This is a genomic window from Bacillus sp. SH5-2, from assembly GCF_008368905.1.
GTDB lineage: Bacteria > Bacillota > Bacilli > Bacillales > Bacillaceae_G > Bacillus_A > Bacillus_A luti.
The window spans coordinates 423,249-439,841 of sequence record NZ_QOSD01000020.1 but is presented as its reverse complement, the minus strand read 5'-3'; the positions used below and the strand labels follow the sequence as shown (position 1 = coordinate 439,841).

At 36.3% G+C, this 16,593-nt stretch carries 16 protein-coding genes; 3 read left to right on the top strand and 13 right to left on the bottom strand.

Annotation, left to right across the window (positions count from 1 at the left end; all coding sequences use genetic code 11):
- Nucleotides 1-188: 188 nt before the first annotated feature.
- The 6 genes from DN410_RS17515 to panE all read right to left on the bottom strand — a co-directional run bounded on the left by DN410_RS17515 (nt 189) and on the right by panE (nt 8,624).
- Nucleotides 189-2,105 carry a stage V sporulation protein D gene (locus DN410_RS17515; protein WP_149177417.1) on the bottom strand — a complete coding sequence of 639 codons (1,917 nt, stop codon included), beginning with the start codon at nt 2,103-2,105 and terminating at the stop codon, nt 189-191.
- An 81-nt stretch (nt 2,106-2,186) separates the two neighbouring features.
- The gene (locus tag DN410_RS17510; protein ID WP_472926186.1) at nt 2,187-4,337 is read right to left on the bottom strand and encodes a penicillin-binding protein; all 2,151 of its coding nucleotides are present in this window, start codon (nt 4,335-4,337) and stop codon (nt 2,187-2,189) included.
- A 21-nt stretch (nt 4,338-4,358) separates the two neighbouring features.
- The gene (gene ftsL / locus DN410_RS17505; protein ID WP_000067084.1) at nt 4,359-4,721 is read right to left on the bottom strand and encodes a cell division protein FtsL; all 363 of its coding nucleotides are present in this window, start codon (nt 4,719-4,721) and stop codon (nt 4,359-4,361) included.
- Between the two features lie 15 nt (nt 4,722-4,736).
- Nucleotides 4,737-5,669, bottom strand: coding sequence for a 16S rRNA (cytosine(1402)-N(4))-methyltransferase RsmH (gene rsmH / locus DN410_RS17500; RefSeq protein ID WP_071713190.1), 933 nt, complete (start codon nt 5,667-5,669; stop codon nt 4,737-4,739).
- A gap of 368 nt (nt 5,670-6,037) precedes the next feature.
- Complete coding sequence (gene bshC, locus DN410_RS17495) at nt 6,038-7,654, bottom strand: bacillithiol biosynthesis cysteine-adding enzyme BshC (protein ID WP_149177415.1); 1,617 nt, start codon at nt 7,652-7,654, stop codon at nt 6,038-6,040.
- A 79-nt stretch (nt 7,655-7,733) separates the two neighbouring features.
- On the bottom strand, nt 7,734-8,624 hold the full coding sequence (gene panE / locus DN410_RS17490; protein WP_149177414.1) for a 2-dehydropantoate 2-reductase: 891 nt from the start codon (nt 8,622-8,624) through the stop codon (nt 7,734-7,736).
- 299 nt (nt 8,625-8,923) lie between these two features.
- Here panE and DN410_RS17485 point away from each other — a divergent pair, with 299 nt between their 5' ends.
- Nucleotides 8,924-9,397 carry an N-acetyltransferase gene (locus tag DN410_RS17485; RefSeq protein WP_149177413.1) on the top strand — a complete coding sequence of 158 codons (474 nt, stop codon included), beginning with the start codon at nt 8,924-8,926 and terminating at the stop codon, nt 9,395-9,397.
- A 34-nt stretch (nt 9,398-9,431) separates the two neighbouring features.
- On the opposite strand, the gene DN410_RS17480 is transcribed toward DN410_RS17485, so the two are convergent.
- The 3 genes from DN410_RS17480 to DN410_RS17470 form a co-directional block, all read right to left on the bottom strand.
- Nucleotides 9,432-9,938, bottom strand: coding sequence for an RsfA family transcriptional regulator (locus DN410_RS17480; RefSeq protein ID WP_000246477.1), 507 nt, complete (start codon nt 9,936-9,938; stop codon nt 9,432-9,434).
- 129 nt (nt 9,939-10,067) lie between these two features.
- On the bottom strand, nt 10,068-10,241 hold the full coding sequence (gene rpmF, locus DN410_RS17475; protein ID WP_001984764.1) for a 50S ribosomal protein L32: 174 nt from the start codon (nt 10,239-10,241) through the stop codon (nt 10,068-10,070).
- A gap of 61 nt (nt 10,242-10,302) precedes the next feature.
- Nucleotides 10,303-10,803: a YceD family protein gene (locus DN410_RS17470; protein WP_149177412.1), complete on the bottom strand. Its 501-nt coding sequence runs from the start codon at nt 10,801-10,803 to the stop codon at nt 10,303-10,305.
- A 168-nt stretch (nt 10,804-10,971) separates the two neighbouring features.
- On the opposite strand from DN410_RS17470, the gene DN410_RS17465 reads away from it, so the two are divergent.
- Nucleotides 10,972-12,198, top strand: a complete 1,227-nt coding sequence (locus DN410_RS17465; protein ID WP_149177411.1) for a nucleotidyltransferase — start codon at nt 10,972-10,974, stop codon at nt 12,196-12,198.
- Nucleotides 12,199-12,224: 26 nt separating this feature from the next.
- Here the strand turns inward: DN410_RS17465 and DN410_RS17460 are convergent, their stop codons facing one another.
- Nucleotides 12,225-13,250, bottom strand: a complete 1,026-nt coding sequence (locus DN410_RS17460; protein ID WP_149177410.1) for a SepM family pheromone-processing serine protease — start codon at nt 13,248-13,250, stop codon at nt 12,225-12,227.
- The gene (locus DN410_RS17455) at nt 13,243-14,034 is read right to left on the bottom strand and encodes a patatin-like phospholipase family protein (RefSeq protein ID WP_149177409.1); all 792 of its coding nucleotides are present in this window, start codon (nt 14,032-14,034) and stop codon (nt 13,243-13,245) included. The genes DN410_RS17460 and DN410_RS17455 overlap by 8 nt, the downstream gene beginning before the upstream one ends.
- A gap of 113 nt (nt 14,035-14,147) precedes the next feature.
- Here DN410_RS17455 and ylbJ point away from each other — a divergent pair, with 113 nt between their 5' ends.
- A complete protein-coding gene (ylbJ, locus tag DN410_RS17450; RefSeq protein ID WP_149177408.1) occupies nt 14,148-15,377 on the top strand; it encodes a sporulation integral membrane protein YlbJ in 1,230 nt (409 codons plus the stop codon).
- On the opposite strand, the gene coaD is transcribed toward ylbJ, so the two are convergent.
- Both coaD and rsmD read right to left on the bottom strand, forming a co-directional pair.
- Nucleotides 15,369-15,860, bottom strand: coding sequence for a pantetheine-phosphate adenylyltransferase (gene coaD, locus DN410_RS17445; protein WP_000200601.1), 492 nt, complete (start codon nt 15,858-15,860; stop codon nt 15,369-15,371). The two genes, ylbJ and coaD, sit on opposite strands and share 9 nt — an antisense overlap.
- Nucleotides 15,857-16,423 carry a 16S rRNA (guanine(966)-N(2))-methyltransferase RsmD gene (rsmD, locus tag DN410_RS17440; protein ID WP_149177407.1) on the bottom strand — a complete coding sequence of 189 codons (567 nt, stop codon included), beginning with the start codon at nt 16,421-16,423 and terminating at the stop codon, nt 15,857-15,859. Before rsmD ends, coaD begins: the two co-directional genes overlap by 4 nt.
- Nucleotides 16,424-16,593 lie beyond the last annotated feature (170 nt).

The following is a 16,593-nucleotide window of genomic DNA, read 5'->3' as shown; positions in this document are numbered from 1 at the left end:
ATTGTGTATTTATCTCTTTTTTAATAAGCAACACATTACCTCCTAATTATGTAAAATAGGAGGTAAGTGCTACTATCGTCTATAAATAGACCTATTTATAACTGAAACCCTTACGGCCTCAAATTAAGTAACTCTTCTATAAAGAACTCACTTCCACCAATTGTACCATAAAACGTACTAGGTTACCTTTAATTCCCGAAGTAAATTCTAATTTTCGAGCCTTCTTTCACTTTAGATCCTGCTTCTGGTGATTGTTTAATGACTTTCTCTCCATCTCCGCTTATATCAAGCTTCAAATCGACGAGTTGCGTCTGTAAGTCTTTCTTTTTCATACCAATTAAATTCGGAACTTCCACAGTTGGTGTATCGCCCCATTTATATTCTCTCTCAACTTGTTCTTTTCTCGGTTTCACTCCCATAACAGGAAGTGCATCCCGGAGAATATTCCCAACAATTGGAGCTGCTACTACTCCACCAAATTGCGTTACACCTTTCGGATTATCAACAGCAACATAGACAACGATTTCTGGATCATCTGCTGGAGCAAAACCAATAAAGGATACAATATAGTTATTCTCTAAATATTTTCCATCCTTTACCTTTTGAGCAGTTCCTGTTTTTCCTCCTACGCGATATCCGTCAATATATGCCCCTTTACCAGACCCTTTCGCTACAACATTTTCTAATGCATACCGAACTTTTTCTGAAGTTTCCTTGGAAATAACTTTTCTTTTTTCCACAGGTGTCTTTTTACTTACAACTTGATTGTTTTTCGGATCAATAAATTCTTTAGCTATATACGGTTGATACAATGTTCCACCATTTACAGCCGCTGCTACTGCCGCCACTTGTTGGATTGGCGTAACAGAAACACCTTGACCGAATGAAGTCGTCGCTTGCTCGACTGGACCGACTTTATCTAAATTAAATAAAATCCCGCTACCTTCGCCTTGCAAATCAATGCCTGTTTTCTGTCCAAAACCGAAATTACGAATGTATTTAAACAATCGGTCTTTACCAAGGCGGTCACCTAGTTCAATAAATCCTGGGTTACAAGAGTTTTGAACTACCTCTAAAAACGTTTGGCTACCATGACCTCCTGCTTTCCAACACTTCAATCTAGCTCCACCAACTTCAGCTGCTCCATCATCATAAAACGTATCTTTCTCTAAGTCTACTAAATTTTCATTCAAAGCTGCTGCTAACGTAATGATCTTAAATGTTGAACCAGGCTCATACGTACTCCATACTGGTAAGTTTCTGTTATACACCTCAGGAGAGACACTTTGAAAATCTGCTGGATCAAAACTCGGCCGGCTTGACATACCTAAAATTTCACCATTTTTTGGATTCATTGCAATTGCAATCATACCGTCTGGATTATACGTTGACTCTGCAATATTCATTTCTCTTTCCATAATTCTCGTAATACGCGCATCAATTGTTAGCCCCAAATTCAAGCCAGCTTCTGGTTTTTTGAAATCATCACCAACATTCGGCATCCTTTGTCCTTTCGCATCTGCAAAAAAACGCACATGACCTTTATCACCATTTAGCTCTTTATCATAATATTTTTCTAGTCCCATGAGACCTTGGTTATCACTACCTGCAAACCCTAATACATGTGATAAAAAGTTTCCAAATGGATAGTACCGGATCGAATCCTCTGCGATATACACACCTTTCAAACTTAATCCTCGTACCTCTTTCGCTTTGTCATGTGATATTTTCCTTCCGCCTTTGTCTAACCTTACAATCGACTCTTTTTTTGTAACTCTCTTATAAATCTCATCTTTTTCCACACCTAATACTGCAGCTAGTTTCTCTGCAGTCTCTGCTGGTTTTTCAATTTGCCTCGGTACAACAAAGACAGTTGGGGCACTTTTATTCGTGGCAAGTTCCACACCATTTCGGTCTAAAATCTTCCCACGTTCAGGTTCAAAAGTAATATTACGACTCCATGAATCCTTCGCACGATCTGTTAACATACTCCCAAGAAAGAACTGCACATATCCAAGACGAATATCGATGATAGTGAAAATAAGTATACCGGATATAAGTATAAAAATAAGTCGCTTTCTAACAGTTACATTTGATACACGCATATTGGAACAAGCCTCCTTTACGCCTAGCTTGTTCCAATATATGCTTGTACTTATTTAATTAGAACTTTTCGCTTCTTACCATTACGGTTTTTCTGCTTCTTGTTGCGGTTCGAGTGGCGGTACGAGTGTAACACCTAATTCTGTACCCGGTTGCAATAACGTTCCTTCTGCTACACTTTGTTCGGTTACGTACCCAGTGCCAGAAGGTTTTAAATTAAGCTGTAATGTTTTTGCTAAATTCATAACATCACGCAGTGCCCAGCCTTGTATATTTGGCATTGTAGGCTTATCTCCCACTAGGAAGACCCGATCTCCTCTTAATGTTTGTTCAGTCGCTTTTGGCACTTGTTGCTGTACTTTCCCTTCACCTAATACGATTGGACGGAGTTTTGCTTTATCGATCGCTTTCCCTGCTTCTGCCATCGTTTTGCCAGTTACATCTGGAACTGCTGTTTGTTGATCTTTCAAATATTTTTTTGGATCTTTCACTTCATTCGGCTTAATCTTTAAATACTCTAAACTATTTTTTGTTACATATTTAAAGATATCAGCTAAAGGCTGTGCGCCGTTTTCATCATCTTTTAACTTCGGCTGTTTAACAGCTACGTACACAACAAGTTGTGGGTCATCCATCGGTGCCATACCTAAGAATGAGAATATATAATTCTCTCTTCCCGTCATATATCCACCTTTTCCATCCGGAATTTGTGCTGTCCCAGTTTTACCACCCACTGAATACCCATCAACTTTATATGCAGTCCCTGTTCCTTTAGGTGATGTAACAACGCGTTCTAATAACTGCCTTACTTGCGCTGCTGTTTCTTTTGTAACAGGCTTTCCTACTTCTTCTGGTTTATGTTCTAATTTTACTTTCCCTGTTATCGGATCTACAATTTTATCAATTGTATAAGGTTTCATCATTTTCCCATCATTTGCAATAGCTGTTGCAGCTTGTACAAGTTGAATTGGCGTTACAGTAGAACCTTGTCCAAATGCTGTTGTTACTTGCTGTATTTGCTGATCGAATAAAATGGTATTTGAACCTTCACCAGGTAAATCAATATTCGTTTTTTCATCTAATCCGAAAGCATGGATATATTTTCGGAAACGTTCTGGACCAAGTTTTTGATCACCTAAAATAGCAAACGCTACGTTGGAAGAACGCTCTACCCCTTCATCAAACGTGATAGATCCCCAACCAGCACCACCATTATGATCTTTTATTTTTCGATTACCAACTTGATATGTACCAGATTGATAATAATCTTGTCCTTTGTACACACCTTCATTGATAGCGGCCGCTAATGTGAAAATCTTCATTGTTGATCCAGGTTCAAATGCATTTGCAATCGCATCATTAAAGAAATATTTAATTTGACGATCATTTGGATCATAACTAGGTTTACTAGACATCGCTAATATTTTTCCTGTTTTCGGATCCGCAACAATCCCTATTAAACTTTCTGGCTCATAATGCTTACTCGCTTCTTTCATCGCATCTTCTAAATAACTTTGAATACGTTGATCCATTGTTAAATATACATTATCTCCATTTTTAGGGGCCTCTACGTTAACTTTTCCACCATCGAGAGATACACCTTTACGATCACCTGTATAAGCTACTTTCCCGTTAGAAGCACTTAAATATTTATCCAAACTTTGTTCTAAGCCAAATTGACCTACCGAAGTTCCCTTATCATTTGGTTTCGCATGACCTATGACGTAAGATGCAAAATCACCATTTGGATATACTCTGGCATTTTCTGTAATAAAGGATATTCCAGGCAACTTCAACGCTTCTATTTGTTCCTTCTGCTCTTTCGTCAGATTCTTACCTAGCGTTCCAAATTCAACCTGACTTCTGCCTTCCTTATTTAATGCAGCTAAAATATCTTCTTCACCTTTTCCGAGTACTCCCGCAATTTTCTTTGCGGTATCCTCTTTATCCTTAACGGGCTTAGCACCTTTTAATTCTGCTACAAGTTTATACGAGTTTGCGTCTTGCGCTAACACATGACCGTTTTGATCATAAATTGTTCCTCGATTGGCTTCGAGGACTCCTGTTTTGCTATGTTTTTGCTTAGCAAGTGTATCCAAATCTTGGTTATGCACAGTTCCTGTCGCTTGTATGTAAAAAAATCGGGCTAATAACAGCAAAAAGAGCAGGAGGAATAATATCATAAAATACCCTGCTCCCTTATTGGTATGAAATTTAGTCATATTACTCTTCATCTTTCCTTCACACCTATTGCCTTACTTGAGGCCCTTCACATTATTTGCATTAATTTCTAGCCCGTGTTTTTTTGCAACTTCAGCGATTCGCTCATAACGACTTAACTTCTCTACTTCAGCCTGTAACTCTTGATTTTCTTTTTGCTGCTTCACAATTTTTTCTTCTATTGTCGCTGCTTCTACATTAACTTGATAAAGGCCCGCTTTATTTCCAATAAACGCTACGCAGGCATACAATAAAAAGCCAATAAACGCTACATATAACAGTTTTTCAATTCTTGTAATTTTCGCTTTAACTTTTGGTTGAACCATCTGCTGTGGGGGTGTTTGAATCTGGACCTCTTCTTGCGCTTGTTGCTTATACTTTACAGCTAAGTTACTCATACCTCTCTCCCCTTTTTATCGTTTTTCAGCGATCCTCAACTTCGCAGAACGCGCTCGATTATTTTCTTCTAGCTCTATATCAGAAGGTAAAATCGGCTTTCTTGTAATAAGTTTTAATTTCGGTTTGAATTCCTCAGGAATAATTGGTAATCCTGGTGGCAATTGTGGCGTTGTACTATTTCGCTTAAACGTTGTTTTACAAATACGGTCTTCTAAAGAATGGAATGTTATAACACTGATTCTTCCACCTGGCTTGACCATACTAATTGCAGATTCTAAAGCTTCTTCAAATACTTTCAATTCATCATTTACAGCAATACGAATCGCCTGGAACACGCGTTTCGCAGGATGTCCACCAGTTCTTCGTGCAGGAGCCGGGATACCCTCTTTAATTAGTTCTACTAACTCTCCAGTCGTTTCAATAGCTTTATTCTCACGATACGCTTCAATTTTCCTTGCTATTTGTTTTGAAAATTTCTCTTCACCATACTGGAAGAAAATTCTTACGAGTTGTTCATATGACCAGCTGTTTACAACATCATATGCTGTTAATGGGGCATCTTGATCCATCCGCATATCTAACGGTGCATCATGATGATAACTAAAACCACGCTCTGGTGTGTCTAATTGTGGAGATGAAACACCTAAATCGAATAAAATACCATCTACTTCTGTTATACCTAATTCCTGTAGTTTTTCAGATAAATAACGGAAATTGCTCTTTACTGTTACAAACTGCTCACCGTATGAAGCAAATTTTTCTTTCGCATTTTGAATCGCTATCTCATCTTGATCAAAAGCTATTAATTTCCCGCCATCAGTTAATTGGGATAATAGATAAGAACTATGTCCTCCTCCCCCCAGTGTACAATCTACATATGTACCACCTGGCTTTATATCTAAGCCGTCTACCGTTTCTTTCAAAAGTACTGTTACGTGTTTAAACATTGTTGCACCTACTCTTTTTCCAATTAATTATGTTGAATGCATTCCTTCCTCTACACGCTTATTTCACGATTAGAGAACGAAATACTACTAAAGAACGACTCATTTAACTTACCTACAAAGGCAGCATACTATACAAATCGCTATTTTCTTTTATTATATACTAAATTTTATCATCTTTTGCGGGAATTTAAATAAAAAACTGTCGAAAAAGATAATAATACGTTTACATTTTGTGCTATTTTGTCATATATTTAAGTATCCTGCCTACATACAATCTTCATTATTTTTAAATTGATAATTCAGAAAAATTACACTTCAAAGTAAATTCAACGAGACAAAAATAAAATCCTGCTCCGAAGAGCAAGATTCTATAGTTTTATAACATGATGTTTTCCATCCCAAGAAAATGAGTTTTCCATTACTCGCTCAACAAAATCTAAACCGAACTGATTTAAATAATAGCACACATTCCAAACGCGCTCTTGCGGCGCTCCTAACGGACGAAGTGCACATTGTATGTGACGGAATTTATTTAGCTGAACCTCATGTTTTTTCTCAACATTCTTTTTCAACATTCTTTCCAACAGTTCAATTTGTTCATTTATTTTCACTTCATTTTTCCCTGCAAACGCACTTAATCCTGGATCTATCTTCTTCACAAACTGCTGTAATGATGCGTGAATATCCATTATTTCTTTTTTCGCATCTACAAATCGTTCATCTATCGGTTCCTCTATTTGATTAGACAACCAATTCTCACGCAGTTTATCTACATTCTTTACAAATGGATCGCTCTCTTGTAATTGTAAATCTTTCACATCTGTCGCTATATCTCTCTCCAAATAAGAAATTGTAATACGCGGAACGACAGGCGGCATCCGGAAACCGACAGTATGAAATACTTGTTGCAATTCACTCCAGTAAGCTAATTCTCCCGGCCCTCCAATAAACGCAAGCGTAGGAAATACATACTCTTGCATAAGCGGGCGTGTTACAACATTATTACTAAAACGTTCTGGATTTCTTTCCATCTCTTCGATTAATTCTTCATACGAAAAGGAATACGCTCCATCTTTCCCAACAAATCTCCCTTTATTCTCTTCAAGTAGTACTCGCTCATTATCAATTTCCATGAATATATGCACCGCATTATTCTTCGTTTCAATAATCGGTTTATATCCTAATCCTTTAATTACTTCCTGTTGATTATGAAGCCCCTCTTGCACTTCTTTATACTTGCCTATAATTTGTTTAAAGAACGGCACTTCTAATTTTCTCAATTCAGGATGATGTGAATCAACGAGAATTAAACCAGAGCTAACGAACATTTTAGTAATAAGGTAACCAAAGAAATCTACATACGTATTCGATTTTTCCAAAGCATCATCAATAAATTGCAATACATCCTTAGTAAAATTCGTTTCGGGATATGTTTTAAAAATCTCTTCAATCCACTTTCTACAGTCTTCCACTGAAAGTTCCGACTCTGAAGCACTCGCCTTTTTCGGATTACGATCATGAAAAATAGTCTTTTTAATATTTTTATTCTTCATTACGAAAGTGTGATTAATTTCATCCATATCATGGTCTTCACCAGCAATCCAGAAAACAGGAACAACTTTAACACCTAAACTTGCTTCCTTTTCCTTCGCAAGCTGTAAAATTGAAATAATTTTATGAATTGTATAAAGCGGTCCAGTCAATAGCCCTGCTTGTTGTCCAGCTATAACAACATATGTATTTTCATCCCCAAGCGCTTTTACATTTTGAATTGTAGTTTCTCCCGCTTGTAACTTTGTATTATATTCTAATAAATGCGCTACTAAATCTTGGCGGAAAAACTCTCTCTCACGCAAATCATGTAAACGCTGTTTAAAAGCATCTTCTGTTAACATATAATCAAAACACGACTGTATCTCTTTTTCACCGTTCATATAGTCCGCTACAACACCTTGTTGCGGAACAGAGATTTCTTTTATCTCCATATAATTCTTCCTTTCGTATCCTGTTCTCTCACCAATCCACATTGTAGTCAATGTTTCACGTAAAAGCAAAGAATAACACTTATACTTTTACTTCTAACCCTTTTATTGCATCGAATAAAAATTGTAGTGTCGGAACTGGTCGTTGCTGTTTCTTAGCTTCTTCTAATACATATCCAATTATCGCATTAATTTCCGTTTGTCTATTCGCTCTCACATCCGCCAACATAGATGATGTATTACGAGACGTTCTTTCACATACATGTCGTACCATTTGCCATACAATTTCTTTTTCTTCTTTAACAAGAAAAACCACTTCCTGAAATACTTGCTCCATCATTTGATAAAAAAACGGATTAGAAATCAGCTCCCCGTTTTGAACTTGTAATAACGCTGTCAACGGATTAATACATACATTAACTACTAATTTTTTGTGCATAACATCCTTCCAATCAGATGCTATTTGAAGAGGGAAATGAGGGGAAGAAAAACAATCAAATATTTTTTCAAAATGTATAGATTGACCGCGTACTACACCAAACTTTGTAACACCTATTCCCGTATGATGAACTGTATGCATCCCTTCTTTTTTCGCACCATGTTCTACAATCCCAACAGCTATATTTTCATTCCCTATTTTCTGCATAGCATGCAAATGTGACATTCCGTTTTGTAAAAAGACTAATGATAATTCTCCCTGCACAAAAGATAATATGTCAGTTATATGATATTGCTTTACAGCAATAAATATAAAGTCTAACTTCTGCTTTGGCATACTCTCTATTGGTAAAACCGATGGAAATACCGTTTCACATCCCTCATCCCTAACACAGGTTATACCCGTTATATTCAATTCCTCAGACTGTTTAGCCGTTCTAGTAAACAACGTAACATCTTGATTACTTTTTTGTAAATAAAATGTATACAATAGACCGATAGCACCCGGTCCCACAATCCCAATTTTCATCTTCACACAAGGAACTCCTATGAACAAGTTACATAAGTTCCCTTGCCCTCCCCCCTTTATATCTTCCTAAATCACACTAATACAACTAATAATTTCACTGTTCCCTGACAAACAAATGCAACCTCTTCTTTCACTATGTATATACTACCTATTAATACGCTTCTACTCTTAGTTTAGCAAATCCTCAAAAAAATAATAAAAGAAATATACTATCTTCTTCATAAAAATCAAAAAATGAGTTATAATATTATTATAAATATTTTTACTTTTCTGCATTCAACAAGATTAGAAAAGGACGTGATGTAATGGGATTCCCAAAAGTTGAGCGTTTGCTCATCAATTATAAAACATTAGATGAATTTAAAAAATTTAAAGGTTGCGGAGCTCAAGAACTATCCATGTTAGAAGAATTACAAGCAAACATTATTGAAAACGATAGTGAATCTCCATTTTATGGTATCTATTATGGCGGATCATTAATTGCACGTATGAGCTTATACATGAAAAGAAACGGCGGCGAGCCATTCGAAATTACAGGTACTTACCTAGAGCTCTATAAACTAGAAGTGTTACCAACTTTTCAAAAACAAGGATTTGGAGAAATGCTTGTAAATTATGCGAAACAACTACAATTCCCAATTAAAACAATTGCACGTATCCATTCAGCTGGTTTTTGGGATAAATTAAATTTCCAACCTGTATCAGTACCTAATGGTGATTTTTATGTTTGGCACCCAGAAACAAATTTGAATGCGGTTACAAACGAAGAATCTGCTTAAAAATAAAAAAAACAGCTACATAGCAGCTGTTTTTTTATTTCTTTAATTTCTCTAATTTTCCATTGGAACGAGCGCTATTTCTTTCCGCAACCATTACACTTCTTTTTTGATCGATATAATCAAGTAATGTTCTATATTCTTCCTCATATACTGATAATCGCTCCAAAAGACGCTCTCTCTCTGTTTGTAACGATTCAATTTGTTGTTGCAGCACCATTAAAGAATTTTCATCTTTATAATTTTGCAAGAAATCGATAACATCATTCAATGTAATTGACGTAGGCTCTAATACCTTCGTCTCTTTCACTTCATAATTCTCTACTTTACGCAGTTGCTTCGCTTCTTCAATACGTTCTTTATATTGCTTTCTAACATAAGAATTCCATCTAAACCCACATGCTGCTGGTGTACGAGACAAATGTCTTCCCACTTCTTTAAAGGCAGAAAGCTGTGTTCCACCTTCTCGAATATGCCGGAGTACTACTTCTGCCAGAAGCAAATCTTCATCATCAGTCCAAGCATCTTGTCTTGTTGTCGCCATCTCTCTAGTCCTCCCTATGCATTTTTTATTAAACATATGCAGTTACTAGAAAAGATAGAATACACCAATTAAAGAATTAGACAAAAAAAATAAACGCAGAAGATATCTTCTACGTTTATTTTCCCGCAATTACTTGCTGATTACTTCTTTACCTTTGTAAGTACCGCATGCTTTACATACACGGTGAGCTAATTTCGCTTCACCACAGCTTGGGCACTCTACCATACCAGGTACTGATAATTTGAAATGCGTACGACGCTTTCTTTTTACTGTTTTAGAAGTTCTTCTAAAAGGTACAGCCATTCTTCCCACCTCCTTAAAAGAAATAGTTATTTTCATATGAAGGCCTGAACCAGTCTTCCGATTATTTGTCAAAAAACTTTGCAAGTCCTGCCAATCTTGGATCAACAGGCTTTTCTTTGTTTTCTTCCGAAATCACTTGCCAGTCTTGACCTTGCGTCGGTGCTCCACCAGAAACATCATCACTGAAAATTTGCATTGGAATCTCCAAAAGTATATTTTCCTTGATTACGGGCAGTAAGTCAAGTACTTCTCCTTCTAAACAATGAATTTCAGCTTCTGTTTCAAAATCTTCTTGTGAAGTTTGGAACACCTCAGTTGTTTTAATGTCAAATGGTAATGTCACATCTACTAAAGAGCGAGAACACGGTAAAACCATGTTTCCAGTTATATGTAGATGAAACGTAAACTTACCGGAGCCAAAATCAACTCTTCCTGTTACATGAACAGGATTAATTTCACGAATATCTTTCTCGACCTCTTTTAGCTCACTTACATCTACCATCTCATCCAATGTCAATCCTTTATTTCTCAATTTATTCAATTGATGGATGGACCATTTCATATCATATCACCTCAAGGCAACAAACAAAATTATAGCTAGCCATTTTATATTTGTCAATGTTTTTTCTTTACACTATAATGAAGTCATCATAGTAAATAATATATAGAGTATCATGTTTTTCAAAAAGATGCTACATCGAAAGGAGAGATTACCATAAAAGCCAGTGGTATTGTTGTTGAATATAACCCTTTTCATAACGGTCATGATTATCATGTGCAACAAACAAAAAAGTTAACACACTCTGATATTACAATTGCCGTTATGAGTGGCCCTTTTTTACAGCGCGGTGAGCCGGCACTCCTATCTAAATGGTACCGCACCAAAATGGCGTTAGAAAGCGGCGTAGACCTTATTGTAGAGCTTCCATACGCTTTCGCCACACAAAAGGCTGAAACATTTGCAAATGGCGCTATTTCTATTTTAAACGCCTTACATGTTTCTGAAATTTGTTTCGGTAGTGAAGATGGAATAATCGAAAATTTTTATAATACCATCTCTGTACAAAAAAACGAAGAAGAAACTTTTAATCGACTTGTTAAACAATTTATGAACACAGGTAATAGTTACGCAAAAGCTACATCTGAAGCCTTCCTGCATATTTTGCCATCCGAAAAAAACATAGACATGTCTCAGCCAAATAACATTTTAGGCTTCCAATACATGAAAGCAATTCTCTCGCAAAATAGTTCTATGCAAGCACAAACGATAAAAAGATTTGCCTCTCATTATCATGATGAAACATTTACTGATCAACATATCGCAAGCGCAACCAGTATTCGTAAACAACTTTTTAACGAGAATAGTTCATTTACAGCAATTGAGCCTTTCATCCCAAAAGCAACCGCTTCACTTTTAGCAAATTACAAACAAAACTATGGGATATTACATAATTGGGAACAATATTTCTCATTTTTCAAATACAAACTCATGACGATGTCTCCCAAGGACTTACAACATATATATGAAATAGAAGAAGGCTTAGAGCATCGCATTTTATCAAAAATACAAAACAGTTCCTCGTTCTATTCATTCATGGAAGCATTAAAAACTAAACGTTATACATGGACTAGATTACAAAGAGCTTGCACACACATTTTAACAAACACAACAAAAGAAGAAATGCATAATGCAAATATAGAACAGCATGCACCGTATATCCGTCTACTTGGCATGTCACAAAAAGGACAAACTTACCTTTCAAAAAACAAGAAAAAAATAGAACTTCCAATCCTTACTCATACAAAAACTTTTAATCATCCCACTTTAGATATAGAGCGAAAAGCAAATTCTGTCTATTTCTCCATCATGCAAGAACCATTACGGACACAACTACTAAAACAAGACGTAACACACCATCCAATTCGTTACGATGAAACAACTGCAACATTTCTATAAGAAAAACCTCTCTTTTTCAGAGAGGTTTATTTTTTATCACCCATTTTTTCTAAATACGTTAATGCATCATCCAACGTGTCAACTGGTACAATTTTCATTTTTGTTTTAATATCTTTCGCAGCCTCAAGTGCATCTTTATAATTCGATTTCTCCGCACCTTTTTCATTCGGTGCAAAGAACACTTCAGCACCAGCATCACTAGCAGCTACCACTTTTTGCTGAATACCACCAATTGGACCAATTTCACCTTTTTCATTGATTGTACCCGTTCCAGCAATTTCGTGTCCTTTCGTTAAATCTTCTTCTACAAGTTGATTATATATTTCTAATGTAAACATTAAACCTGCCGATGGCCCCCCTATTTCATGCGAGTCAATTTTCACTTTCGGATCTACTACTAATTCTCTTTCCGTTACAATAGAAACACCTATACCAACACGCCCATTCCCATTTGGGATTGTCTTAACATTTAAATTTTCTTTAAGTTGCTTTCCACCTCTCTTGTACTCAATACTTACTGTATCGCCCTCTTTTTTCCCAGTCATATACTCAATAAATTGCTCCGTCTTTTCGAATGTTTTTCCATCAACAGCTATGATGACATCCCCAAGCTTAAGCTTTCCTTCCGACGGCATTCCCTTCGAAACTCCCGCTACTAAAACACCTTTATTTTCAAAAGAAACAGAACGATTTGCACGTTTATAAGCATTGTAAATCGCTGCATTTTGCGAATCTTTCATTGCATAATTTTGGCGAAATTGATATTCTTCATCGCTCTCGCCTCTTTGTAATATTTCTTCCGCCTTCGATACATGTGTATATTTGTTAAACTGCGCTGCTATTAAATTCACCACATTTGCCGGTCCCATTGAAACCGTTACAAGCATAAAATCACCAGATTCTTTCGTTCCGCCCTCAACTTGAACATACGGCTCTAATTTTGCAGCCATCCCTGGTTTTGTTACATAATACGGCAAACGTACGTAAACAAGTAACATCGCCAATATCACACCTATTAAAATTGCATATATAAACCGAAAACGCTTAAACATTATGTTTCTCCTTCCACTGCTCAATTAATAAATAAATATTTGAAACATGTTTTTCCGCTTCTACTTCTCCGACTTGAATAATGTCTTCAATGTTTGTAAAAGCACGTGAACTAAATTGTTCCACAGCTGGTCGCATCATTAAATCTGATGCAATTTGCCGATTCATCACAAGCTCATGTTGCATAATTTCAATACTCTGCATAATCACATCATAAATGGACGTAACCTCACCATTCACCTTGATCGGAGATACATCAACAGCAATAACAATATCAGCGCCTAACTCCTTCACAACCGATACTGGAATACGATCAATAACTCCGCCATCCACTAATAATCGCCCATCTACTTTTTCTGGTACAAACACCCCAGGTACCGATATGCTAGCCCTCACTGCATCTGCAACAGGACCACTTGTAAAAACAACCTTTTCCCCTTTCAAGATGTCAGTAGCCACAACAGCCGTCGGGATATCTAACTCTTCTAATTTTTTATTATATGTAAACATTTTAATCATATCTTTGACACGTTTTCCAGCAATAAATCCCATTTTCGGAACCGTGAAATCTAAATAATATTTCCTCTTGAAAACAGTTGCCATTTTATACAGTCTTTCAACGTTACTACCAGCTGCATAAAATGTACCTATTAAAGCTCCCATGCTACTTCCCGCAATCATATGAATCGGTATACCATTTTCCCTCAAAACTTTTATAACGCCAATATGAGCAAATCCTTTCGCTCCTCCAGATCCAAGCGCTAAACCAATTTTCGGTTCTTTCATTTTTCTCACCCTTTAACTTTTTTCATTCCTTTTTCATACTTATGGTCTAAATTCACCACGTATCCACGTATACTGAAATGAACGTTTTTTGGGACAAAGGGGGATTTACTTACATGTATGAAAAATGGAAAACGGCTTTCCTTACCATATCAACACTGTTTTTAACCTTTTCTCTTGTACTCCACCCCCAAGCTGCTTTGCAAGCTTCCATTCGAGGGTTAAATATATGGTGGGAAGTTGTATTCCCGTCTCTATTACCGTTTTTCATCATTGCGGAACTTCTAATTAGTATTGGTGTTGTAAAATTTATCGGTGTTATATTAGAACCACTCATGCGACCACTGTTTCGCGTTCCAGGGATAGGCGGATTTGTGTGGGCAATGGGAATGGCTTCAGGTTTTCCTGCTGGCGCCAAATTAAGCGCTAGACTACGCAAAAGCAATCAACTTACACAAATCGAAGCAGAACGCCTCGTATCCTTTACAAACTCTTCTAATCCACTTTTTATTTTCGGAGCTGTTTCTATCGGTTTTTTCAATAATCCGAAATTAGGAATCATATTAGCTGCCGCACATTATTTAAGTAACTTTGCCGTCGGGTTACTGATGCGTTTTTACGGTAATAACACCACTAAAACAAATGATAAACACACTACTAAAAAACGTCCTTTTCAAAATCCTTTTTCAATTCTTCACCAGACACGCATGCAAGAAAAAAGACCAATAGGAAAATTACTTGGGGACGCGATCGTTTCGTCTATTCAAACGCTACTTATGATTGGTGGATTTATTATTTTATTCTCTGTTTTAAATAAAATGATTACTGTATTTCATATTACAACAGCCCTTTCTTTTATTATGCAACATATTTTATCATTCTTCCAACTAACTACCGAATTTAGTATTCCGATATTATCTGGCATTTTTGAAATGACACTTGGAAGCCAAATGATTAGTCAAGTAAATGAAACACCTCTTCTGCAACAAGCTATGGTAACAAGCTTCATTTTAGCGTTTAGCGGTCTCTCTATTCAGGCACAAGTTGCAAGCATATTAGCTGAAACTGACATCCGATTTAAACCATATTTTTTCGCACGCATTATCCAAAGTATTCTCGCTCCTATGTTTACTTTTATATTTTGGAAACCATTTTACGAAAAAGTCAATTCTTTCTCGCCCATGCAAAAAAATATTCCCGTCTTTTTATCAAATCATTCTTCTATACTGCATGAAATTTGGACATCTTTCGTACAATACGGACCGATATTCACATTATTTTGTTTATATGTATATGTTATCTTATTATTTTTTCGCAACAATAAAGAAAAACCCCGTTCACTTTAACGGGGTTTGAAACTTTTCTTTTAAAGCGCGCTCTACAATAGGCGGCACAAGATCTACTACACTTCCTCCATATCTCGCAACTTCTTTCACAATACTCGAGCTTAAAAATGAATATTGGTTGTTTGTCATAATAAAGAAGGTTTCAATGTTTTCATCTAATTTTCGATTCATAGAAGTGATTTGCATCTCGTATTCAAAATCAGATACTGCTCGTAAACCACGTAATATCGCGTTTGCATTACGCATTTTTGCATACTCCACCAATAGTCCACTATGTGAATCTACTTTCACATTCGGGATATCCTTTGTTGCTTCTCGAATTAATTCTAAGCGCTCCTCGACTGAAAAGAACGGTTTTTTTGATGAATTGTTTAAAACAACTACGTATACCTCATCAAATACTTTTGCTCCCCTTTTAATAATATCCAGATGCCCTAGGGTAATTGGATCAAAACTTCCTGAAGAAATAGCTATACTTGTCATTCCGTCCCCTCACCTTCATACTTATAAATCGATATTGCTGTAATGCCATAATTCTCAGCCCGCACTTTGGCAAGCCCCCCTATAGAATCAGGTAAAACTACATCATTACCATGCTCTGCCATAATTAATCCATCACTATGTAGCAATCCATGTTGATCCATCACACTAATTAAAGATACAATTTTTTGTTCTTTATATGGCGGATCAATTAGTATAAGATCAAATGATATTTCTCGTTTTATAAGCGCCTTTACCGCACGCTCCGCATCATTCCGATATACTTCAGCTTGTTCCTGTATTCTACAACTTTCTAAATTTTGATGTATTACTTTTATTGCTTTACTATCTCGATCAACAAAAATCGCTTTATCAATCCCTCTACTTATAGCCTCAATTCCAAGGCCACCACTACCACCAAATAAATCAAGGGCAGTGCCACCATCAAAATACGGCCCTATCATATTAAAAATAGACTCTTTCACTTTATCTGTCGTTGGACGTGTTGTATTACCAGGCACCGCTTTAAGTGGGTGTCCTTTACATTTACCTGAAACTACTCTCATCTGTTGTCACTACCTTTATTTCAATCTATCGAGCAATTATAGAAAACCCTTCTCAATTCAGTAACCGCTCGCATTTTTTATGTATTCATCTCATCATTCGCTAACACGAATCCATTATGTATATTAGTTTCACTTTATCTTTTTTTATCCTATCATAAATTTAAAAAAAG